Genomic DNA, 20,388 nt, shown 5'->3' on the forward strand with positions numbered 1-20,388 from the left:
GCGACGACACCTTGGGCAGAGCAAGGGCAAAGTCGCCGAAAGGAGTGAGAGAAATGAGCTTGATTCAAGAGCGTAAGCCCCTCTCGAACGAGGAAGAGTACCGATACGCCAAGCTGGCGATGGAATGGTACGGCTGGGGCTCGCCCATCGGCCTCGGCATTCTGCTGGTGGCGCTGGCGGCTGCGGCGGTGCTGGTACGGATCGCCGTCTACGGGATTTAGGCAGGATACCCAAAGGCGCGCCAAGGCGGCGCCGGACTTGCGCTGGCGCCGCCTGTTTTCGCGATATTTGGCTGACGGAAAGACGCTGTGCACTTTTGTAGGATCCATGCCGTTTACCCAAAACCGCTGTTTGGGCGACATGCATTCAGGCGAGCGCGGTGATGGTGGTCGTCGGGTTGCACTGCCCGGAGGTGCAGAACACCGAAGAGCCGCCGACATAGAGATTGTCCATGCCGTGCACCTTGCAGTTGGCGTCGACGACGCTCCTGGTGATGTCGGTGCCCATGCGGGTGCCGCCCATATGGTGGTGCCCTGCCGTCTCCTCATTGGTCGGGTAGTCGCCGCCATTGCCGATCCAGTCGGCAATGCGCACGCGGCCGAGATTCTTCTGCGCCAACGTGGTGCCGAAGAGCCTCAGCCCTTCCAGCAGCGTGCGGCGCTCGAGCGGCGACTTCTTCCAGTGCAGCTCGATGCGCGGCACGCCGGCGTGGTCGACCTCGGACTTCGACAGCTCGATATGGTTCGAGGCGAGCGGCGCCTGTTCCCAGGCGACGTAGAGCTGGGCCGCGCAACGCAACCTCTGCTCCAACTGGTCGGACATCCACTCCGCCATGTTGGGCGCTGTGCAAGCGAGGTCGGCGATCAGCCGCTTAACGTGCGGGTATGGCGTCTCGATCAGGCGGATGCCGAAATTCATGATCTGCAGCCGTTCCATCGCGGCCGGTGTCGGCGAGAAGAAGGCCTCGTTGGAGGCATCGACCTCGAACTCGCTGTAGTTAGCGAGAATGGCGTTGCCGCCTTCGAAGGTCGGATGCTCCATCCAGTAGCGGCCGAGCGCGGCTGCGTTGGGCACGACGCCGCCATTCGAGCGCCGGTTCGACCACAAGAGCAGCCCGGAGTTCTCCAACCCTCCGGTGCAGGCGATGAAGTAATCCGCCGCGAAAGTGCCGGCGTCCTGGCCGCTCGACCACAATCTGGCGCCGGTGACGCGCTTGCCGTCGCCGGCGAGCTCGGTTGCGTAGGTGTTGAGCACGACGGCGATGGTCCTGCTCCGGTCGAGCTCGTCACCGAACTTCTCGGCGAAGCGCACGGCCGGGCTCTTGATCAGCTGCACCCAGCGCATGTCGTCCGAAATCGGCACATCGGACCGGAAATCGGGCAGTTCGAGGATGTCGTGGACTTCCCCCAGATAGGGCTCGATGTCGGCGCGCCTGATCGGCCAGCCGGTGTCCGGCGCCCAGGCCTTGGGCTCGAAATCCTGTTTGTCGAGGACGCGGCACCAGCCGGCCCAATGGTTGGACGAACCGCCCATGAAACGCAGCCTGGTGATGTCGAGATCGAAATAGAAGTCGCCGACCGTGGCGCCGCGATAGAAATCCTGCGACTGGTCGCTGAATTAGCGCGATCCGGCCTCCAGGACGACCACCGGGATGCCGGCGGCGCCCAGCTTCCTGGCAATCGTGGTGCCGGCGGGGCCGGAGCCGAGGACGCAGACCTTGGGCTTGAAGCCCACCTGCTTGTAGGCCTCGTAGCTGTCAAAGATCATGCCAGATCGCTCCGCCTCAGGATCCAGCCGTTGACTTCGATGATCTCGTCTCGGTCGATCTTCTCTGGGGCGATCTCGTCAGGGTCGGCGACAGCCGGCCGGTTGCGGAACAGTGGCAGCGCGATCAGCACCTGCACGATGGTTCGGCGCGAGATCCTGCTTATGAGATAGCTCATGACACGTCTTCCGCTGCGGCCTCGATCCGCGCATGCCGTTCCCTGACGGCACACATGCCACCGGAGACGCCAATTCCGTGCCAAGTCTAGGTGAAGACCCCGTTACAACCGCTGGGTCGCCGCGGTTGAATTTCGAGAGGGTTAGGAATCTGCTAATGCCCTTTGCTCCGCTCGGCGCGTGCAGAGCCCCTTCAAGCCGCTTCCGAAATGTCGCGATCGAGAATCGACAGGTTGCGGCCGCGATGCTTGGCCTCGTAGAGCCTGCGATCGGCGGCGCGCATCAGCTCCGACACGGTGGCGCCCTCGCCGCAGGTGATGCCGCCGATCGAGACGGTCAGCGGCACGGTCCGCTCATCGACGGGACGGAAGCGGATCAGCTCGACCTCGCGGCGGATGCGCTCGGCGACGCGCCTGGCCTCCGGCTCGGTGGCGCCGACGAGGAAGGCGGCAAACTCTTCGCCGCCGATGCGGCCGAGCACATCGCCGCTGCGCACGCCGCGCTCGATGGCGGCGGCGATCAAAAGCAGCGCATCGTCACCGGTCAGGTGACCGTAATTGTCGTTGATGGTCTTGAAGTGATCGGCATCGATGATCAGCAGCGCGCCGCGATCGGCCTTGCGCCGGGATCCGTCGAGCGCGGCGAAGAAGGTCTCGCGGTTGAGCATGCCGGTCATGTCGTCGCGGCTTGCCTTCTCCGACAGGCGGCGGTGGGCAGCGGCGAGCTGGGCATGAGCGCGGGCAAGCTCGCGATGCGCGTTCTTCAGCCGATCGCTTTGCCAAAAGGTGCCGGCGCTGGCGATCCAGGCAAGCATCAGCGGACAAACCGTGGACGTGAGCCACACGGTCCGGCTGATCGAAAAGCCCATTGCCGGGACCACAATCAGTGTCAACAAAAGCGAGACTGCGACCGAAGCGAACGCTACGGCTGCGGACTTCAAAAAGATGCGACTCATCGCTGACTCCCACGCAATGCCTCTGTGCCAGCAAGCGTTGAAGGCGACCTTTCGGAGACGGTTAAAATTTGAAACGAGCCGCCAATTTCACGACACATGACGCGCGGAAGTTGTGGATAAAGTCGGCGTCAGCATGCCATAAGGAAGCCATGACAACGACACCCGACCCCGCGCGATTTGCCCATGTCACGGACTGGGTGTTCGACCTCGACAACACGCTTTATCCGCATCATTCGAACCTGTTCGCGCAGATCGACGTGAAGATGACCGCCTATGTCAGCGAGCTTTTGACCCTGTCACGCGAGGACGCGCGCAAGCTGCAAAAAGAGCTCTACCAGCAATACGGCACGACGCTGAACGGGCTGATGGCGCGCCACGGCATCGACCCCGACGACTTCCTCGAGAAGGTGCACGACATCGACTATTCCTGGCTGGTGCCAGACCCGGTGCTGGGCGCCGCGATCCGCCAGCTTCCCGGCCGCAAGTTCATCTTCACCAATGGCGACCGCAGGCATGCCGAGCGCGCCGCGCGCCAGCTCGGCGTGTTGGACCATTTCGACGACATCTTCGACATCGTCGCGGCGGGCTTGAACCCCAAGCCGGCGCGCCAGACCTATGAACGGTTCGCCGAGCTGCATTCGGTCACAGGCCACAACGCGGTAATGTTCGAGGACCTGGCGCGCAACCTCTCGGTGCCGAAATCGCTCGGCATGACGACCGTGCTGGTCGTGCCGCGCAATTTCGAGCCGACTTTCTCCGAGATTTGGGAGCGCGATCCGGCGAACGAGGACGACGTGGATTTCGTCACCGACAACCTTGCCGGCTTCCTGACGGCGATCGTCGAAGTTCCGGCCTGAACCAACTCCAGATTGCCGGCACCGCCGGGAAAGGCAGCCGCCCGTCGGCGGCAATCGAGATTAGTCGAAGTCCGGGATCGTGCCGGACGGCAGCCCCAACTGGCCATTCAGGTTTTTCAGGAACCGGCACCATCCAGGCATATCCCGGCGCTTCCCATTGCCATTGCCGTCGGACGAAAATCTATTGCCGAAGCCGCTCCCGCAATTGCCGTTGCCGTTGAAGCTGCCCGCGTTGCCATTGCCGTTGAAGCTGCCGGCATTGCCGTTGCTATTGAAGCTGCCGCGGTTGCCGTTGCCGTTGAAATTGCCGGAGTTCCAGTTGCCGTTCGAAACATCGGCGCTGTACGGAACGGCGCCAAGGCCGGCCACCGCGACATCGCCGCGGCCGAGGGGAAGGTCGGCAATCCTGGCCGCCGTCGAGGCGTCTGCGACAACGATCGCGGCAAGCAACGTGCAGACGGCAAGGCCATTTCCGTCAAGCAGCCTCGCCCGGCGAGTACCCCGCCGGATGGAAGCGGATGGTCCGGGCTTGGCCATCAGCGGTTCCCCCGGCCATTGAAATTGCCGTTGAACGCGCCGGCGTTGCCGTTGCCGTTGAACGAGCCGCCGTTGAAGTTACCGTTGAAGGCGCCGACATTGGCGTTGCCGTCATACTCCCCGGTGTTGCCGTTGCCGTTGAAGGCGCCGATGTTGTGGTTGCCGCTCGTCGGCGAGGTGTTGTCGTTACCATTGAAAGCGCCGACGTTGCCGGTCCCGCTGTTGAAGGCGCCGACATTGCCGGTGCCGGTGTTCTTGTAGCCGACATTGCCGCCCAGGCTGCCGAGCGGATCCATGCCTCTGACGTTCGAACCGATATACCGCCCGTATTGGCCGGCGGTTTGCTGGACGCGTGACATGCTGAAGGCCTGGCTGCCGGTGTCGGCGGCCTGCGCGGCGGTCGCGCCTAGGAGGCCAAGGCACAGTGCTGATACGACGCTCGGTTTCATTGAGCGAACTCCTTCCATGGCTTCAAAACGGAAAAGGACTGGGACCGCCGGCGACTAATCGCGACAAGCCTTGCGCGGGGGACGGGCGCGTGGCTCGGCGATCCCAGAAGCGTCAGCATCTTTCGATGCTGCCGGTTGGCGACGCTAATGGTTCCCGTTGCCATTCCCGTTGCCGTTGCCAACGCCCGCGTTGGCGTTGCCGTTGGCATTGCCGTTGCCGAAGCCCCAGTTGGCGTTGCCGTTCAGGTTGCCGTTGCCGAGGCCCCAGTTGCCGTTGCCGTTACCGTTGCCGTTGGCGGCGCCGGCATTGAGGTTGCCGTTGTAGTTGCCGTTGAAGGCACCCATGTTGGCGTTGCCGTTGCCATTGCCGTTGCCGAAACCGAAGTTGCCGTTGCCGTTGAAGGCGCCGGTGTTGGCGTTGCCGTTTCCGTTGCCGTTGCCGACCCCGACATTGCCGTTGCCATTGCCGTTGCCGCTGCCAATCGACAATGCGGATGCCGAAACCGTCAGCGCCGACAGGATAGCCGCGGCCAGGATGATGCTTTTCATGACGTTCTCCTTGGTTGTGTGTTGAACATCTCGGCCGCCACGAAGATGACCGAGACAACGCAACAAGGATGCCTGCAGAAGAGACGCCGAAACATTGGGGCTGATCGGCATCGCCTGCCGGATTTTCTGCTGATGCCCTTGTCGGGAAAAGTGGAAGGGATCGGGAAAAAACTGACAGGCATAAAGGCCTATGCCGGGTGTATATTGCGTGGACTTCATGCCTTTTCTCGCCGACCCGTGGACGGCTTGCGACCCTTCGCGGCGGCACAGAGAAGAGAAGGGTTGATGCGGGCGGGTGGCACTACAGGCAAGGACGACAGGGCCCGGCGCCGGAAACTGGCGCGGCATTTGATTGCCGTGCAGGAAGAACAGCGCCTGCGCCTGTCACGCGAGCTGCACGACGATCTCGGCCAGATGCTGGCAAGCGTCGCGCTTGAACTGCACGCCATCCGCGCGGACTCCGCGGAACTCGATGCCCGCCTGGCGCTCGCTGCCCAGATCGTCGACCAGCTGAGCGCAAAGGTGCGCGATGCCGCCTGGAGCCTACGGCCCGCCGACCTCGATCGCCTGGGACTTCGCGCCTCGGTCGAGGATCTGGCCAGCATGCTGTGCGCTCAGCTCGGCATCCCCTGCGATGTCGATCTCGAAGCGCTTTCGCGGCCGCTCGCAGCGGAGGTCGCCCTGACGCTCTACCGCATCGCCCAGGAGGCCCTCACCAACATTGGCAGGCATGCCCGGCCAAGCCGGGTCAGCGTGACGGCGCATATTCGCGACGACAGGCTTCGCCTCACCATCGAGGACAATGGCCGGGGATTTGACGGCAATGTCACGCCTGGCTCTCACCATCTGGGGCAGGCAGGAATGAAAGAGCGCCTTGCCTTGATCGGAGGCGCATTGACCGTCGAAACCGCCAGGGGCAAAGGCACCGCTATCTATGCCGATGTGCCTTTGACCGGCTGAGCAGTCGGGGCGAATCTCAGCGTTGGCAGAATTGCCAGGCTGGTCCAACTGTTTGTTTTTACTCAATACCGATCGGAAAGCCGCCACGCATCTTTCCTGGAATTGCTCTAAGTGAAGCGTTCCACATCCGAAATCGTCGGCCGCGGCTTACAATCGGCATCATGGGGTTAGGCGGGGGATGGCTTTACCCGTTGCAGCCGCTTGAGGCTGCTGAGACAGACGGGCGTCCCGCGCCAGGCGGGGCAGTTGCCTAGACCATCAAGGACAAATGGACCTCACCACGTGACGAGGCCTTTGACAGACTGATGGAGGTTGAAGGTGTGCTGCAGGCGCATATTCGTGGTCGATGACCACCCGATCATCCTATCCGGCGTGGGTGCGATGATCGACGGCCAGGAGGATCTGACGATCGTCGGACTGGCGGCCAGTGCCGATGAAGCCCTCGAGGGCATCGGCAAGGCTCTTCCCGATGTCGCCGTGGTCGATATCTCGCTTCCCGGCGTCAACGGGGTCACGCTCATCGAGCGGCTCGTCGAACGCTTTCCCGAGCTCGGCTGCATTGCGCTCACCGCGCATGACGACCCCGGCTGCCTGCGCCAGGTACTGGCGGCCGGAGCGCGCGGTTTCGTGGTCAAGCGGTCGACCGCGACGGATCTGCTGCAGGCCATCCGATGCGTGTTGGCCGGCGATAATTATGTCGACCCGGCGCTTGCGGCGCGAATCCTGAACCCGCGCCACGGCACGCAGGGCGACGCCGGCAACCTCAGCGAACGGGAGCGATCGGTGATCCAGCTGGTCGCCCTTGGCTACAGCAACAAGGAGATATCCTCGCGGCTGAACCTCAGCATAAAGACCATCGAAACCTACCGGACCAGGGCAACCGACAAGCTGGAGCTCCACTCGCGCGCCGCCATCGTGCGCTTCGCGCATTCCAATGGCTGGCTGGCCGACCTGCAGTAGCGGGCGGTCTGCACCTCTCAGAGGCTATAGAAGCGGCGGATGATGTCCCAGGCTTCGTCGGCGGTGTCGACGAAATCGATGATGTCCTGGTCGCCCGGCGAGATGGTGCCTTGCTCGGCAAGGAAGTCGAGGTCGATCGCCCTTTGCCAGAACGCCTTGCCGAACAGGATCACCGGCACGCGCTCCATGCGCCCGGTCTGGATCAGCGTCAGCGTCTCGAAGAATTCGTCCATCGTGCCAAAGCCGCCCGGAAACACGGCGACTGCCTTGGCGCGCATGACGAAATGCATCTTGCGGATGGCGAAATAGTGGAAGTTGAAGCAGAGCTCGGGCGTCACATAGGCGTTCGGCGCCTGCTCGTGCGGCAGCACGATGTTGAGGCCGATCGACGGCGCGCCGACATCGTCGGCGCCGCGGTTGCCGGCCTCCATGACGCCGGGTCCGCCACCGGTGACGACGACATATTCGCGATAGTAGGACGTGGCCGACTGCTGCGAGCACAGCCGTGCGAATTTGCGCGCCTCTTCGTAGTATCTGCTGTTCAGCTCGAGGTTCTTCTTCTGCGTCTCGTTCTTGGCAGCCCAGGCGACGCCGCCCGGCTCCGGCAGCCTCGCGCCGCCGAACAGGATGACCGTCGAACGGATGCCGCGCTCGGCCAGGATCATCTCGGGCTTCAGCAGCTCGAGCTGGAGGCGCACTGGCCGCAGCTCACGTCGCGTCATGAAATCGGGATCGTTCCAGGCCAGGCGATAGGTTTCGGCGCGCGTCTGCGGCGTGTCCGGCACGCTTTTCGCCCGCTCCAGATCCTCGTCCGAATGCGGCAGCGGCGTCCAGCCCGCCTTTTCCATAGGTGTCATTGAGTCCACCGTTCCAATTCCCTTACTTGCGCCGTCCCGTGACGCAGCCGCGATTGACCCCCATCAAGGCATCACATAGGGTCCGCGCGATTTCAAAACAGGTTAAGGCGCAGCCCTTAACAGCTTTGTAATGGAGCAAATTCATGTCCATGCCCGATCTGGCGAGCCTCGAAAAGACCATCGAAAAGGCCTTCGAGGAGCGCGATACGATTTCGACCGCGACCCGCGGCGAAACGCGCGACGCCATCCAGTCGGCGCTCGACCTGCTCGACCGCGGCGTGGTCCGCGTCGCCGAACGGCAGGACGATGGCAAGTGGCTCGTCAACCAGTGGCTGAAGAAGGCGGTCCTGCTCTCCTTCCGGCTGAACCCGATGGAGATCATCAAGGGCGGCCCGGGCCAGGCGGTTTGGTGGGACAAGGTGCCGTCGAAGTTCGATGGCTGGAGCGCCGTCGATTTCGAAAAGGCGGGCTTCCGCGCCGTGCCGTCCTCGGTCGTGCGCCGCTCGGCCTATGTCGCGCCGGGGGCGGTGCTGATGCCGTCCTTCGTCAATGTCGGCGCCTATGTCGATTCAGGCACGATGGTCGACACCTGGGCCTCGGTCGGCTCCTGCGCCCAGATCGGCAAGAACGTGCATCTGTCCGGCGGCGTCGGCATCGGCGGCGTGCTGGAGCCTATGCAGGCCGGCCCGACCATCATCGAGGACAATTGCTTCATCGGCGCGCGCTCCGAAGTGGTCGAGGGCTGCATCGTGCGCGAAGGCTCGGTGCTCGGCATGGGCGTGTTCATCGGACAGTCGACCAAGATCGTCGACCGCACCACGGGCGAGGTCTTCTACGGCGAGGTGCCGGCAAATTCCGTGGTCGTCGCCGGATCGCTGCCGGGCAAGCCGCTGCCCAATGGCGAGCCGGGCCCCAGCCTCTACTGCGCCGTCATCGTCAAGCGCGTCGACGCCAGGACCCGCTCCAAAACCTCGATCAACGAATTGCTGCGCGATTGATCTTTTCCGGAAACGGACGCACCTTCCGCCGGCGCGACATTCCGTCGCGCTGGTTCAACACGGAGGGGCGTTATGGACTGGAAATATCTGCTGACGAGTTTCGACGGCCGCATCAACCGCGCCAAATTCTGGGCCGGCATCGGCATATTCGTCGTTCTCGCCATTATTGCATTCATTCTCGATTCGATCCTCGGCACACGCTTCACCACTGAAAGCGGCGCCCAGTTCGGCGTCGTCGGCATCCTGGTTATGCTGGCATCGATCTATTTCGCGATTGCTCTCTATGCCAAACGCTGGCACGACCGTAACAAGTCGGGCTGGTGGACGCTGATCGGCCTGATCCCTATCATCGGCGGCATATGGCTGCTGGTCGAACTCGGCATCCTGGAAGGCACCAGAGGCGCCAATCAATACGGACCGGACCCGCTTGCCTGAAAAATCAGATTTCATCTGGCTCTTCTTCAAAACCTCGGGCCGCGTCAGCCGCGCGGCCTATTTTCTCGGCGGATTGCTGGTTGCCCTCATCCAGGCGTTCCCGCTCTACCGCTTCACGCTGGTGCCGGAAGGCTCGGCCGAGAGCAATTTGTGGTCGTTCGTCTTCTTCCTCGCCTTCCTCGGATCGCTGTGGTCCAACATCGTGCTGGCGGTGAAGCGGTTGCATGATTTCGACAAGCCCGGGATCGCGGCGCTGGTGCTGTTCGTTCCCATCGTGTCGATCGTCGCTTTCCTGGTGCTCTGCCTGTTTCCGGGACAAGCCGGGCCCAATCGCTACGGCAGCCGCACCAACGCGCCGGCCGACCGCTGAGCGCCGCAGCCGCCATGCGCTATCGCACGCTCGATCCCAAGCTGATCATCGAAACCGCCGAGAGGCTTGAGGAGCGGATCGGCGAGCGTTTCCCGGAGGCGGGCCTGCGCGGCGTCGCCGGCGAGCTGGTGTCGCTGTCGCACGACCTGGCGAGGGCCGCCAGGGAGCTGGAGGCGCCGATCTGGTGGCTGCGCGGCCTGATCGTCGCCGCTTTCGTCGCCGGCGTCCTGGTGTTCCTGTTCGTCGGCACCATCCTGCCGCTCGACGGTATCTCGGGAACCGACGACGCCGTGCAGTCGGTGCAAGGCATCGAGGCGACGATCAATACGGTCATCCTGGCGGTGCTCGGCTTCCTGGCGCTGGTCCGCACCGAGGAGAGGATCAAGCGCAAGAAGGTCTTCCGGCAATTGCATGGGCTGCGCTCGCTGATCCATGTCATCGACATGCACCAGCTCACCAAGGATCCGGCGGCTTTATCGGCGAACTTCAAGCCGACCTCGCACTCGCCCAGCCGCATCGCCAATGCCGCCGACCTTGCGCGCTATCTCGACTATTGCTCGGAAATGCTGTCGATCACCGGCAAGATCGCGGCGCTGTTCGCGCAGTCGGTCAATGACGACGTGGTCATCGACGGCGTCAACGACATCGAGAATCTGAGCTCGAACCTGTCGCGCAAGATCTGGCAGAAGATCACGCTGATCGAGAACCGTCGCTGACTTTGTCCGGCGTCAATCCCGGCGGGCCGCGCTTTTCCGCTTCCGCCTGACGCACCAGCGCCGCGACGCGCTCGATCGTCGGCGCCGGCGTGCCGGTCCGCTCCGCCAGGCCGAGCACCGCGCCCTGCAAATCGTCGATCTCGGTCGGACGGCGGCGCTCGAGATCGTCCCACATGGAGGAGCGCGCTTGCGGGTCGATCGCCAGCATGCGCCGCGCCAGCAGCCCGAACAGCCAGTCGGGTAGCCTCAGCACTTTCGCCAGCAGCGACGGCGGCAGGCCGGTGATGCGCGCCGGCTCTATGCCGGCGGCCTTCATCGCGGCAAGCGCCTCGTCGATCTGGCCGGCCAGGATCAAGCGCCAGCGGCGGTCGGCCAGCTCGCGCGCCAGCGGCAGGCCGGAGAGCGCCACAAGCGCGTTGTTGAGGTTCATAAGGAGCTTGCTCCACAGCACCGCCTTCATGTCGGAATGGGCTTCGACCCCGAGCCCTTCGACATCGAGCAGCCCGACGAGGCCGGCCTCCTCGATCATCACCTTGCCTTCGCTCGCGCGATGAACCCTGAGCGGCGTCACGCCGCCCGGCGACTGCACGACGTTGAACGGCACCATGCCTGCCAGCACGCGCCGTTCCGGCAGTCCGGCGCGCAGCTTGTCCGCGTTGTCGACGCCATTCTGCAGGCTGACCACGATGGTATCGGGGCGTGCATGGGTCGCTATTAGCGCCGCCATCTCTTCGGTCGCCCCGCTCTTGACCGTGACCAGAACGATATCGGCAGTGCGCAGCGCCAACGCGGGGTCATCAGTGACCGCGAGCGCCTCAGGGTCGATGCGGCGATCGCGGCCGTCGAGATCGCTGACCCGGAGCCCGTCCTTGCGCATGGCCTCGACGATGCGGCCGCGTCCCAGGAAATTTACCTTTCGCCCGGCGAGCGCCAGGCAGCCGCCGACATAGCAGCCGATGCTGCCGGCGCCGGCGATTGCGATCGTCTTTCCTTGATTGGCCATGTGATCACCCCGTCCCGGCTCGCGCGACTATACGACACGGCAACCATATTGTCGGCGGTTTGCCCGGCGATCATCTGCCACCGTGACACGCCTACCGCTTTCGACTATCGCTTTGCCCATGAAATTGCCGACCGATCCCGCCCAGAATCTTGCCGCCCTGATCCGCTGTCCTTCCGTGACGCCCGCCGAGGGCGGCGCGCTGCGGACGCTGGAGGACATGCTTAGGCCGCTCGGCTTCTCGGTCGAGCGGCCGGTGTTCTCGGAGGCCGGCACGCCCGACATCGAAAACCTCTATGCGCGCCGCTCCGGCAACGGCCCGCATCTGATGTTTGCCGGCCATACCGACGTGGTCCCGGTCGGCGACGAGGCGGCCTGGACGCATCCGCCCTTTGCCGCCGAGATCGCCAACGGCGAGATGTATGGCCGCGGCGCTGTCGACATGAAGGGAGGCATCGCCTGCTTCATCGCCGCGGTGGCGCGCCATATCGACAAGAATGGCGGGCCGAAAGGCTCGGTATCCCTGCTGATCACCGGCGACGAGGAAGGGCCGGCCATCAACGGCACGGTGAAGCTGCTCGAATGGGCGGCCGACAAGGGCGAGAAATGGGATGCCTCGATCGTCGGCGAGCCGACCAATCCGGATGCGCTCGGCGACATGATCAAGATCGGCCGGCGCGGCTCGCTCTCCGGCAGCGTCATCGTCAACGGCCGCCAGGGCCACGCCGCCTATCCGCAGCTTGCCGACAACCCGGTGCGCGGGTTGATGAGCCTGGTCGACGCGCTGCTGCATCCGGTGTTCGACGAGGGAACGAAGGATTTCCAGCCGACCAATCTGGAAGTGACATCAATCGATGTCGGCAACCTGGCGACCAACGTCATCCCGGCCAAGGCCACCGCCACCTTCAACATCCGCTTCAACGACACCTGGGATGCCGAAACGATCCAGGCCGAGATCCACAACCGGCTTGACCAGGCGGCCGGACGAAAGAAGTACCGGCCCGGCAAAAAGACGCCGGTCGACTACGAGCTCGTCTGGCGCGACCGGCCGAGCCATGTCTTCCTCACCCGCGACGAGAAGCTGATCGACACGCTGAGCAAGTCGGTCGTGGCCGTGATAGGCAGGACGCCGGCGCTCTCCACCTCCGGCGGCACGTCGGACGCGCGCTTCATCAAGGACTATTGCCCGGTGGTCGAATTCGGGCTGGTCGGCAAGACGATGCACATGGTCGACGAGCGTGTGGCAGTCGCCGACCTCGAGACGCTGACTGGGATCTACGAACGCTTCATCGAAGACTGGTTCGGACAAGGCCTCACGTGACAATGCTTTCGGCGGATGAAACCTTTGCTTCGCTGACCGGCGCCTGGCGGCTGATGTTCGGCAAGGCCGACGGCCTGCGCATGCTCGACCTTTCGGCGGACGGTTTCTGGAACTCCTTTTTCGCCATCGTCGTGGCGGCGCCGGCGCTGATCGTGGGCTGGGTCGGTATCGCCAACGAGATCGGCGATCCGAACGCGTTCGCCGGCCGTCTCAGCATGCTTATCAAGCTGGCGACGGTCGATATCGGCTCCTGGGTGCTGCCGCTGGTGGTGCTTGCGCTGGTGGCGCCGCGCGCCGGCATCGGCGGGCGCTTCGTCCACTATGTCGTCGCCTCCAACTGGGCATCGGCAATCATCGCCTGGCTGATGCTGCCGTCGGCGCTGCTCAGGCTCTTCCTGCCTTCGACCGACGAGATCAGCGGCCTGGTCTCGCTGCTCTTGTTCGCACTGTCGATGGTGCTGACCTGGCGCATGACCAATGCGACGATCGGCAAGGGCGCCGCCGTCGGCACCGCTGTGTTTGCCGGCATGTTCGTGGCCTCCCTGCTCGTCCTGTTCGGCCTGCAGGCGCTGCTTGGCATCGACATACCGAATGGGGCAAGGGGCTAGATCTCAGCGCCCTCTGCCACCACGGATTTGCCAGCCACCTCCGGATAATCCACCCCCACGAGAAAAAGCCCGTCCGGCGGGGCAACCTGGCCGCAGGCGGCGCGGTCGCGCGCTTCGAGGGCCGCCTTGAGATCGGCGGCGCTCCAGGAGCCGTCGCCGACGCGCCGCAAGGAGCCTACCATCGAGCGCACCTGGTTGTGCAGGAAGGAGCGCGCCGAGGTCCTGACCTCGATGAGATCGCCCACGCGGCTGACATCGAGACGCGCCAGCGTGCGGACCGGGCTCTCGGCCTGGCATTGGGTAGAGCGGAAGGTGGTGAAATCGTGCCGCCCGAGCAGCACTTTTGCCGCCTCGTGCATGGCCTCGGCATCGAGCCGCTTCGGCACCCACCAGACCTTGCCCTTTTCCAGCGCCGACGGGGCGCGGCGATTGAGAATGCGGTAGAGATAGTGGCGGCCGGTGGCGGAGAACCGGGCGTCAAAATCGTCGGCGGCGACCGCCGCCTTCAGGATGGCGATGCGCGCGCCGGCCGCCTGCAGATGGGCGTTGACGGCATCTCGCACCTTGTCGCCCGCCCAAGCCTTGGCGAGATCGACATGCGCCACCTGGGCGGTGGCGTGCACGCCGGCATCGGTGCGGCCGGCGGCACGTATTCTCACCTCTTCGCCGCAGAACTTTTCGATCGCCTGCTCGATCGCCTGCTGCACCGAAGGCTGGTCCGCCTGATGCTGCCAGCCGGCGAATTGGCTGCCGTCATATTCGATATCGAGCCGAAAACGCGGCATGTTCAGACAACCGCCTGCGATCGTGGCGAGGCTTTGTCTTTTCGGTTGAGCATGATCTTTCCCGAAAACCGGTTCCCACTTTTCGGGATCATGCTCTAGGCGGCCAGCGCTGTGAAAGCCGAAGCATAAACCAGCTTGCCGGCCTCGGGCGCGTCGCCCCAGGCGAGAGCCTGCAGCGCCTCGCCCTGGTATTCGCTCTCGAACTTCTCGGCGCGGGCATGGGTGTAGCCGAAGCGGCCGTAATAGGCCGGATCGCCTAGCACCACGGCCAGCGTCTCGCCGGCTTCCTTGAGGCGGACATGCGCCTCGCGGATCAGCGCGCCGCCGATGCCAGTGCCGTGGAAGGACGGCTCGACCGCCAGCGGCGCCAGCGCCACGGCAGCGAAACGCTTGCCGCCGTTCTGCACGAAAAGCCTGGAGAACAGAATATGGCCGACGACCTGACCATCCTCTTCCGCCACCAGCTCGACGACCGCGTCGCCGCCGGTCACCAGCGCGTCGACCAGGCCGGCCTCGGTCTGCTGGCCGAAGGCATGCTCCTCGACGAGGCGGATCGTCTCGCGATCCCGCGGCGTCGCCGCGCGTATCGACATCATGCTCATTTGAGTTTCATTCCTTTTTCGATCTTGGCCCCACGCAGGAATTCCTGCGCGGCGGCGGGCCTTCCGCCCGCCCGTTGAACTTCGACCAGCCGGACCGCGCCTGACCCGCAGGCGACCGTCAGCCGGTCATCGAGAATTCCTCCCGACTCGCCGACGCCTTCAGACAGCGTCGAGCGAAGCAGTTTCAGCCGCTCCATGCGGCCACCAATTTCGACCTCGCTCCACGCGCCCGGAAAGGGCGAGAGGCCGCGAATGTGATTGTGGACTTCGCCGGCAGGCCGCGTCCAGTCAACGCGCGTCTCCGATTTATCGATTTTCTTGGCGTAGGTCACCCCCGCCGTTGGCTGCGGGGTAAATGTCAGACAATTTATCCCCAACTGCGCGAGCGCTTCCACCATCAGCGAAGCGCCGATCGCCATCAGGCGGTCATGCAATTCGCCGGCGGTCATATCGGAACCGATGGCGCATTTTTCAACCAAGGCCACCGGCCCTGTGTCGAGACCCTCTTCCATGCGCATGACCATCATGCCTGTCTCGGCATCGCCGGCCATGATGGCACGCTGGATGGGAGCAGCACCGCGCCAGCGCGGCAAAAGCGAGGCATGACCGTTGAGGCAGCCGAGCTTCGTCGCCTCAAGAACGGGTTTCGGCAGAAGCAGACCATAGGCGACGACCACGGCGACATCGGCGTGCAAGGCGGCAAAGGCCCGCTGCTCAGCGTCGCCCTTGAGCGATGTCGGCGTCCGCACTTCGAGGCCAAGCCGTTCCGCCTCGCGCTGCACGGGCGAGGGCGTCAATTCCAGCCCGCGCCGGCCGGCGGCGCGCGGCGGCTGCGTGTAGACGGCGGCGATGTCATGGCCGGCTTCGGCAATGGCGCTGAGCGTCGGCACGGAAAAATCCGGCGTGCCCATGAAGATGACGCGAAGGGGCATGACCCCTAGCCTACCATCTTGCCCGGCGCCTTCTCCTTGGCGAGCTTCTTGAACTTCCTCACCACCATGTCGCGCTTCAGCTTCGAGATGTGATCGATGAACAGCACGCCGTTGAGATGGTCGATCTCGTGCTGCAGGCAGGTCGCCATCAGGCCTTCGGCCTGCATCTCCTGCAGCTTGCCGTCGCGGTCGAGATATTTCACCCGCACGGCGGCGGGACGCTCGACCTCGGCATAATAGTCCGGGATCGACAGGCAGCCTTCCTCATAGACCGAGCGCTGGTCGGAGCTTTCGAGGACTTCCGGATTGATGAAGACATGCGGCGCCGGCGGCTCGCCTTCCTTGGCAAGGTCGATCACCAGCAGGCGCAGCGCTTCGCCGACCTGGATCGCCGCTAATCCGATGCCCGGCGCGTCATACATGGTCTCCAGCATGTCGTCGGCGAGCTTGCGCAAATCGCTGTCGACGCGCTCGACCGGTTTGGAAACCTGGCGCAGGAGAGGATCGGGAAGGATGATGAGCGGCTTGATCGACATGGCGTTTCACCTAAGACCTCGTTGGAGAAGCGTCAACCGGGATAGCCCTGACATGTTCACGTTTTGATCTATGCCAGCAGGCCGAATCGGTTATGCTGCTTCCATGAACGACATGACCTCAATACTTTCGGAACCGGTCGCGCGGCTCGGCGCCACCACGATCACGCTCGGCGAAGCGCTCGGTTTTGGTGCGCTCCTGCTGCTGGCATTGTTCCTGGCGCTTGTCATCGCGCTCTGGCGCGCGGCCAAGGCGCGCGCGGTTGCCACGGCGGAGGCCGCCGACCATGCCCGCGACACCGAAGCGCGCATGGCTGACATCCTGCAAGCGCAGGCCGAGATGCAAGGGCGCATGGGCGCGATCGCCGAAGTCTTCGGAGCCAGGCAGGCCGAGCTCACCCAGTCGCTCGGCCAGCGGCTCGACGCGATGACCGGCCGCCTTGGCCAGACCATGGCCGAGCAGACCAAGTCGACGCATGAGAGCCTGGCCAAGCTGCAGGAGCGGCTGGCGGTGATCGACACCGCGCAGGGCAACATCCAGTCGCTCGCCGGCCAGGTCGTGCAACTGCAGGCGATCCTTTCCAACAAGCAGACGCGCGGCGCCTTCGGCCAGTCGCGCATGGAAGCGATCATCGCCGACGGCCTGCCGCACGGCGCCTATGAGTTCCAGGCGAGCCTCTCCAACGGCAGCCGGCCGGACTGCCTGGTGCGGATGCCGAACGGCGCGCCGATGCTCGCCATCGACGCCAAGTTCCCGCTGGAGGCCTGGAATGCCATCCGCGCCGCCGAGGGGGCCGAGCTGCAGAAGGTGGCGGCGCAGGCGTTCCGGCGCGACATCGAGGTGCATATCCGCGATATCGCCGAAAAATACCTGATCCAGGGCGAAACGCAGGACACCTCCTTCATGTTCGTGCCGTCGGAGTCGGTGTTCGCCGAGATCCACGAGAATTTCGAGGCCGTGGTGCAGAAGGCGCACCGCGCCCGCGTCGTCATCGTCTCGCCGTCGCTGTTGATGCTGTCGATCCAGGTCATCCAGGCGATCCTCAAAGACGCGCGCATGCGCGAGCAAGCGCATCTGATCCAGGGCGAGGTGATCCGCCTGATGGAGGACGTGGCGCGCGTCGACGAGCGCGTGCGCCGGCTGCAGACGCATTTCGGCCAGGCGGCCAAGGATATCGACGACATTCTCGTGTCGACGACGAAAGTCACCAAGCGCGGCCAGAAGATCGAGGCGCTGGAGTTCGGCGAAGGCGAGGCCGAGCCGCCGCGCGGTGGCCCGGCCAAGGTGGAGGCCGGCGCGCGGGTGGCCGATTCCAAGACGGGCCAATTGCGGCTGAGGGTGGTGGAAGACGGCGATTAGCCACCCCGCCTTGGAGATTGGCCGGAACGGCTATCACTTCGTCATCCTGGGGCGAAGCAAGGAGCGAAGCGACGCGCGCAGACCCAGGATCCTGCCGTGACGCTAAGGCGTTGCGGCGGTGCAGAATTCTGGTCCGTCGCGTTCCTCGATGACGGTCACGGCATGGATCCTCGGGTCAAGCCCGAGGATGACGAAGGCGCGGAAGATTCGGCCAATCGCCGAGGTCTGCGCCAGTCCGCCGATGCGATGACCGCTACTGCTCCTCGACGATCCTGGTGCCCTCGAATTCCGGCAGCCAGTGCAGCGCCGAGCGGTGCCAGTATTGTGTTCTCGGCACCAGCTGGTCGCGCTGGCGTGCGGTGCCGGTCCTGATGCCGTAGACCTTAGGCCCGTCGCCGACGGACGTGGCGTAGAGATGCGAACCGCAATCACCGCAAAAGCCCTGTGCCCGCTTGGCGCCGCTCGACCCGGTCTTGATATAGACCTTGGGCGTGCCCTTGGTGATGCGATAGTCCTCTTCCGGCACATGCACGGTGACGCGGAACGCGGTGCCGGTGAGCTGCTGGCAATCCGTGCAATGGCAGATCGAGGTCTTCTCGGGATCGACCTCGGCCTCGTAGGTGATGGCGCCGCAATGGCACCCGCCGTCGATCTTCATCGGTCTTTCTCCATCAGAGTTTCACCCAAGTCTAACCCTCGCCGGAGGTCTCGGCGATGGCCTTTCGCCTGAGCTCCCATATGCCGGCGGCCTGTGGCTTGACAAAAAGCCTGGCGATCTCCGGCATCTCCTTGTTCAGCCGCGCCTCAAGGCGCTCGATGCACGCTTCGATCTCCGGCGCGGTGAGATGATCCTCGAACTCGATGCTCAAGCCGGCGACGATCTCCTCGGGACCGATATGGACGCTCAATATGCCGTTCGCCCGCTGCACGGCCGGATCCTGCTCGGCGATCCCCAGAACCTTGCGTTGCATTTCGGGCGAAGCAGGCTCGCCGAGAAGCAGGCCCTTGCTCTCGCGCGCCAGGAAGATCGCGGTTGCGCCCAGGATGATCGCGATGCCGATAGAGCCGACGCCGTCGAGCTCGGGAATCGCCAGAAGTTCGGACGCTAGGATGCCCGCAAAGGCGACGATGAGGCCGAGCAACGCGGCGCTGTCTTCGAACAGTACCGTGTAGGCGCTGGGGTCCTTGCTCAGCCGCACCGCCTCGAACCAGCCCAGCTTTCGCTTCTGCTCCCGGAACGCCTTCAGCGCCACCAGCCAGGAACTGCCTTCGAACAGAAAGGACAGACCGAGCACGATGTAGTTGACCCTGGCGTCGATGACCGGTTCTGGCGCCATGATGTGGATGACGCCCTCATAGAAGGAAATGCCGGCGCCGAGCGCGAACACCAGCAATGCGACGATGAAACTCCAGAAATAGAGTTCGCGTCCGTGGCCGAGCGGGTGCGTCCGGTCGGGCGGTCGCGCGGCGCGCCGCATGCCGTATAGCAGAAGCGCGCCATTGCCAGTGTCGACCAGTGAATGCACGCCTTCCGACAGCATGGCTGAAGAGCCTGTAAAGAGTGCCGCGGCGAATTTGGTCAACGCGATCGCGAGATTGCCAGCGAGCGCGGCGTAGATCACTCTTTTCGTGCCGCTATGCCCTGCCATGCGCTTCCCGATTCCTTTCCAAGTGCCGAGCTTAAGGATCTGCCGGCCGAAGCTCTTCCGACAATGCGCCAGCCGCTCGGAGGTTCAAGATGCTGTATGCATTTCTGTTGCCGAATCGATCTCGAGGTCGCGGGATCAAGGGAAAACGGATGACATTCCGGGAAGCCGGCTTCCCAGGTGGCAAGCGACCTCTTGCGGTCCGGCCTTTCTCTTGTTTCACTCGTGCCGCCCACAATCGGAGGAGCGAATCATGGCTAAAGGTGCGATGAAGGCGGGCAAGGAACCCCGCAAGCCGAAGAAGGACGCGAAGAAACCAGCCGCGGCCCCGGCTCCGAAGGCACCGCCGGTCAAGGCGATGCGCATCAAGGAGAAGTGATCGGCCAGCGTGGCCGCTCCGTCGCGATGCGGATTTGAACCGGCGGCATGCCGAATGCTGCCGGTGTTTTGTTGATTGGCGAACAGGCTATCTATATGACAGCCGCGAGGACGACCTCGCGCTTCCCCGAAACCTGGCCGGGACGACCCGCCACTTCAAGCGTCGAATGCTCGATGCTGGATCTACGGAGTGTCCGCGATGTCCTGGATCTTTCTCTTCTTCGCCGGTCTGTTCGAGATCGGCTGGGCGATCGGCCTCAAATACACGGACGGCTTCTCGAAGCCGCTGCCGTCCCTTCTCACGATTGCCTCGATGATCGTCAGTCTCGGCCTGCTCGGCTTGGTGCTGAAGACGCTGCCTGTCGGCACCGCCTATGCGGTGTGGACCGGCATCGGCACCGTAGGCACGGCCCTGCTCGGCATCTGGCTGCTCGGCGAGCCGGCGACCGCGGTGCGGCTTGCCTGCATCGGCCTGATCGTCTGCGGCATCGTCGGGCTGAAGCTTGTCGCCTGACACGGCATCGGCCCGTCAGATTTGTCCTCGCGCAGCTCCGGACGGAAAACCGCTAAGCGCTTTTCACCGGAATTGCTCCGGGCAAACGCCTTCAGGGCCGCCAGTGGCGACCCCGAAACACTTTC

26 protein-coding genes and 1 pseudogene are annotated in these 20,388 nt (G+C 64.2%); 13 read left to right on the forward strand and 14 right to left on the reverse strand.

Annotated features, from left to right (window positions below):
• The first annotated feature begins 53 nt into the window (after positions 1-53).
• A complete protein-coding gene (locus tag RFN28_RS17795) occupies positions 54-221 on the forward strand; it encodes a hypothetical protein (RefSeq protein ID WP_320288609.1) in 168 nt (55 codons plus the stop codon).
• A gap of 145 nt (positions 222-366) precedes the next feature.
• Here the strand turns inward: RFN28_RS17795 and RFN28_RS17800 are convergent.
• The 3 genes and pseudogenes from RFN28_RS17800 to RFN28_RS17810 all read right to left on the reverse strand — a co-directional run bounded on the left by RFN28_RS17800 (position 367) and on the right by RFN28_RS17810 (position 2,896).
• A pseudogene (locus RFN28_RS17800) lies at positions 367-1,767 on the reverse strand (GMC oxidoreductase).
• Positions 1,764-1,943: a hypothetical protein gene (locus tag RFN28_RS17805; protein ID WP_320288610.1), complete on the reverse strand. Its 180-nt coding sequence runs from the start codon at positions 1,941-1,943 to the stop codon at positions 1,764-1,766. The pseudogene RFN28_RS17800 and the gene RFN28_RS17805 overlap by 4 nt, the downstream one beginning before the upstream one ends.
• 191 nt (positions 1,944-2,134) lie before the next feature.
• Positions 2,135-2,896 carry a GGDEF domain-containing protein gene (locus RFN28_RS17810; protein ID WP_320288611.1) on the reverse strand — a complete coding sequence of 254 codons (762 nt, stop codon included), beginning with the start codon at positions 2,894-2,896 and terminating at the stop codon, positions 2,135-2,137.
• A 149-nt stretch (positions 2,897-3,045) separates the two neighbouring features.
• On the opposite strand from RFN28_RS17810, the gene RFN28_RS17815 reads away from it, so the two are divergent.
• Positions 3,046-3,753: a pyrimidine 5'-nucleotidase gene (locus tag RFN28_RS17815; protein WP_320288612.1), complete on the forward strand. Its 708-nt coding sequence runs from the start codon at positions 3,046-3,048 to the stop codon at positions 3,751-3,753.
• 60 nt (positions 3,754-3,813) lie between these two features.
• Here RFN28_RS17815 and RFN28_RS17820 read toward each other — a convergent pair whose 3' ends face one another.
• From RFN28_RS17820 to RFN28_RS17830, 3 genes are all read right to left on the reverse strand, one after another.
• A complete protein-coding gene (locus RFN28_RS17820) occupies positions 3,814-4,290 on the reverse strand; it encodes a hypothetical protein (protein ID WP_320288613.1) in 477 nt (158 codons plus the stop codon).
• On the reverse strand, positions 4,290-4,739 hold the full coding sequence (locus tag RFN28_RS17825) for a hypothetical protein (RefSeq protein ID WP_320288614.1): 450 nt from the start codon (positions 4,737-4,739) through the stop codon (positions 4,290-4,292). The genes RFN28_RS17820 and RFN28_RS17825 overlap by 1 nt, the downstream gene beginning before the upstream one ends.
• A gap of 144 nt (positions 4,740-4,883) precedes the next feature.
• A complete protein-coding gene (locus RFN28_RS17830) occupies positions 4,884-5,288 on the reverse strand; it encodes a hypothetical protein (RefSeq protein ID WP_320288616.1) in 405 nt (134 codons plus the stop codon).
• 21 nt (positions 5,289-5,309) lie between these two features.
• On the opposite strand from RFN28_RS17830, the gene RFN28_RS17835 reads away from it, so the two are divergent.
• Together RFN28_RS17835 and RFN28_RS17840 are read left to right on the forward strand one after the other, a co-directional pair.
• Positions 5,310-6,248: a sensor histidine kinase gene (locus RFN28_RS17835; RefSeq protein WP_320288618.1), complete on the forward strand. Its 939-nt coding sequence runs from the start codon at positions 5,310-5,312 to the stop codon at positions 6,246-6,248.
• Positions 6,249-6,587: 339 nt separating this feature from the next.
• Entirely contained in the window at positions 6,588-7,208 is a 621-nt protein-coding gene (locus RFN28_RS17840; protein WP_320288620.1) for a response regulator, read from the forward strand.
• A 17-nt stretch (positions 7,209-7,225) separates the two neighbouring features.
• Here RFN28_RS17840 and RFN28_RS17845 read toward each other — a convergent pair whose 3' ends face one another.
• Positions 7,226-8,065, reverse strand: coding sequence for an LOG family protein (locus tag RFN28_RS17845; protein WP_320288621.1), 840 nt, complete (start codon positions 8,063-8,065; stop codon positions 7,226-7,228).
• Positions 8,066-8,208: 143 nt separating this feature from the next.
• Between RFN28_RS17845 and dapD the strand changes: the two genes are divergently transcribed.
• The 4 genes from dapD (at position 8,209) to RFN28_RS17865 (ending at position 10,584) form a co-directional block, all read left to right on the forward strand.
• Positions 8,209-9,063, forward strand: coding sequence for a 2,3,4,5-tetrahydropyridine-2,6-dicarboxylate N-succinyltransferase (dapD, locus tag RFN28_RS17850; RefSeq protein ID WP_320288622.1), 855 nt, complete (start codon positions 8,209-8,211; stop codon positions 9,061-9,063).
• 72 nt (positions 9,064-9,135) lie between these two features.
• Complete coding sequence (locus RFN28_RS17855) at positions 9,136-9,498, forward strand: DUF805 domain-containing protein (protein ID WP_320288623.1); 363 nt, start codon at positions 9,136-9,138, stop codon at positions 9,496-9,498.
• Positions 9,491-9,868, forward strand: a complete 378-nt coding sequence (locus RFN28_RS17860) for a DUF805 domain-containing protein (protein ID WP_320288624.1) — start codon at positions 9,491-9,493, stop codon at positions 9,866-9,868. Before RFN28_RS17855 ends, RFN28_RS17860 begins: the two co-directional genes overlap by 8 nt.
• Positions 9,869-9,882: 14 nt before the next feature.
• The gene (locus tag RFN28_RS17865; protein ID WP_320288625.1) at positions 9,883-10,584 is read left to right on the forward strand and encodes a hypothetical protein; all 702 of its coding nucleotides are present in this window, start codon (positions 9,883-9,885) and stop codon (positions 10,582-10,584) included.
• On the opposite strand, the gene RFN28_RS17870 is transcribed toward RFN28_RS17865, so the two are convergent.
• A complete protein-coding gene (locus tag RFN28_RS17870; protein ID WP_320288627.1) occupies positions 10,559-11,587 on the reverse strand; it encodes a 2-dehydropantoate 2-reductase in 1,029 nt (342 codons plus the stop codon). The genes RFN28_RS17865 and RFN28_RS17870 overlap by 26 nt on opposite strands.
• A 118-nt stretch (positions 11,588-11,705) precedes the next feature.
• On the opposite strand from RFN28_RS17870, the gene dapE reads away from it, so the two are divergent.
• Positions 11,706-12,905: a succinyl-diaminopimelate desuccinylase gene (gene dapE / locus RFN28_RS17875; RefSeq protein ID WP_320288628.1), complete on the forward strand. Its 1,200-nt coding sequence runs from the start codon at positions 11,706-11,708 to the stop codon at positions 12,903-12,905.
• A gap of 2 nt (positions 12,906-12,907) precedes the next feature.
• Positions 12,908-13,513, forward strand: coding sequence for a transporter (locus tag RFN28_RS17880; protein ID WP_320288674.1), 606 nt, complete (start codon positions 12,908-12,910; stop codon positions 13,511-13,513).
• On the opposite strand, the gene truA is transcribed toward RFN28_RS17880, so the two are convergent.
• The 4 genes from truA to def form a co-directional block, all read right to left on the reverse strand.
• Positions 13,510-14,298 carry a tRNA pseudouridine(38-40) synthase TruA gene (gene truA / locus RFN28_RS17885; protein WP_320288629.1) on the reverse strand — a complete coding sequence of 263 codons (789 nt, stop codon included), beginning with the start codon at positions 14,296-14,298 and terminating at the stop codon, positions 13,510-13,512. The two genes, RFN28_RS17880 and truA, sit on opposite strands and share 4 nt — an antisense overlap.
• 95 nt (positions 14,299-14,393) lie before the next feature.
• Positions 14,394-14,900: a GNAT family N-acetyltransferase gene (locus RFN28_RS17890; protein ID WP_320288630.1), complete on the reverse strand. Its 507-nt coding sequence runs from the start codon at positions 14,898-14,900 to the stop codon at positions 14,394-14,396.
• Positions 14,897-15,832 carry a methionyl-tRNA formyltransferase gene (gene fmt, locus RFN28_RS17895; RefSeq protein ID WP_320288631.1) on the reverse strand — a complete coding sequence of 312 codons (936 nt, stop codon included), beginning with the start codon at positions 15,830-15,832 and terminating at the stop codon, positions 14,897-14,899. The genes RFN28_RS17890 and fmt overlap by 4 nt, the downstream gene beginning before the upstream one ends.
• Before the next feature lie 5 nt (positions 15,833-15,837).
• Positions 15,838-16,368: a peptide deformylase gene (gene def / locus RFN28_RS17900; protein WP_320288632.1), complete on the reverse strand. Its 531-nt coding sequence runs from the start codon at positions 16,366-16,368 to the stop codon at positions 15,838-15,840.
• A gap of 103 nt (positions 16,369-16,471) precedes the next feature.
• Here def and RFN28_RS17905 point away from each other — a divergent pair, with 103 nt between their 5' ends.
• A complete protein-coding gene (locus tag RFN28_RS17905; protein ID WP_320288633.1) occupies positions 16,472-17,725 on the forward strand; it encodes a DNA recombination protein RmuC in 1,254 nt (417 codons plus the stop codon).
• A gap of 253 nt (positions 17,726-17,978) precedes the next feature.
• On the opposite strand, the gene RFN28_RS17910 is transcribed toward RFN28_RS17905, so the two are convergent.
• Together RFN28_RS17910 and RFN28_RS17915 are read right to left on the reverse strand one after the other, a co-directional pair.
• Positions 17,979-18,383: a GFA family protein gene (locus tag RFN28_RS17910; RefSeq protein ID WP_320288634.1), complete on the reverse strand. Its 405-nt coding sequence runs from the start codon at positions 18,381-18,383 to the stop codon at positions 17,979-17,981.
• Positions 18,384-18,414: 31 nt separating this feature from the next.
• A complete protein-coding gene (locus RFN28_RS17915) occupies positions 18,415-19,374 on the reverse strand; it encodes a cation diffusion facilitator family transporter (RefSeq protein WP_320288635.1) in 960 nt (319 codons plus the stop codon).
• Positions 19,375-19,624: 250 nt separating this feature from the next.
• Here RFN28_RS17915 and RFN28_RS17920 point away from each other — a divergent pair, with 250 nt between their 5' ends.
• Together RFN28_RS17920 and sugE are read left to right on the forward strand one after the other, a co-directional pair.
• Positions 19,625-19,750 carry a hypothetical protein gene (locus RFN28_RS17920; protein ID WP_082953831.1) on the forward strand — a complete coding sequence of 42 codons (126 nt, stop codon included), beginning with the start codon at positions 19,625-19,627 and terminating at the stop codon, positions 19,748-19,750.
• 198 nt (positions 19,751-19,948) lie between these two features.
• Entirely contained in the window at positions 19,949-20,263 is a 315-nt protein-coding gene (gene sugE / locus RFN28_RS17925; protein ID WP_320288636.1) for a quaternary ammonium compound efflux SMR transporter SugE, read from the forward strand.
• Positions 20,264-20,388: the final 125 nt, after the last annotated feature.

The organism is Mesorhizobium album (genome assembly GCF_033977205.1).
Classification (GTDB): domain Bacteria; phylum Pseudomonadota; class Alphaproteobacteria; order Rhizobiales; family Rhizobiaceae; genus Mesorhizobium; species Mesorhizobium album.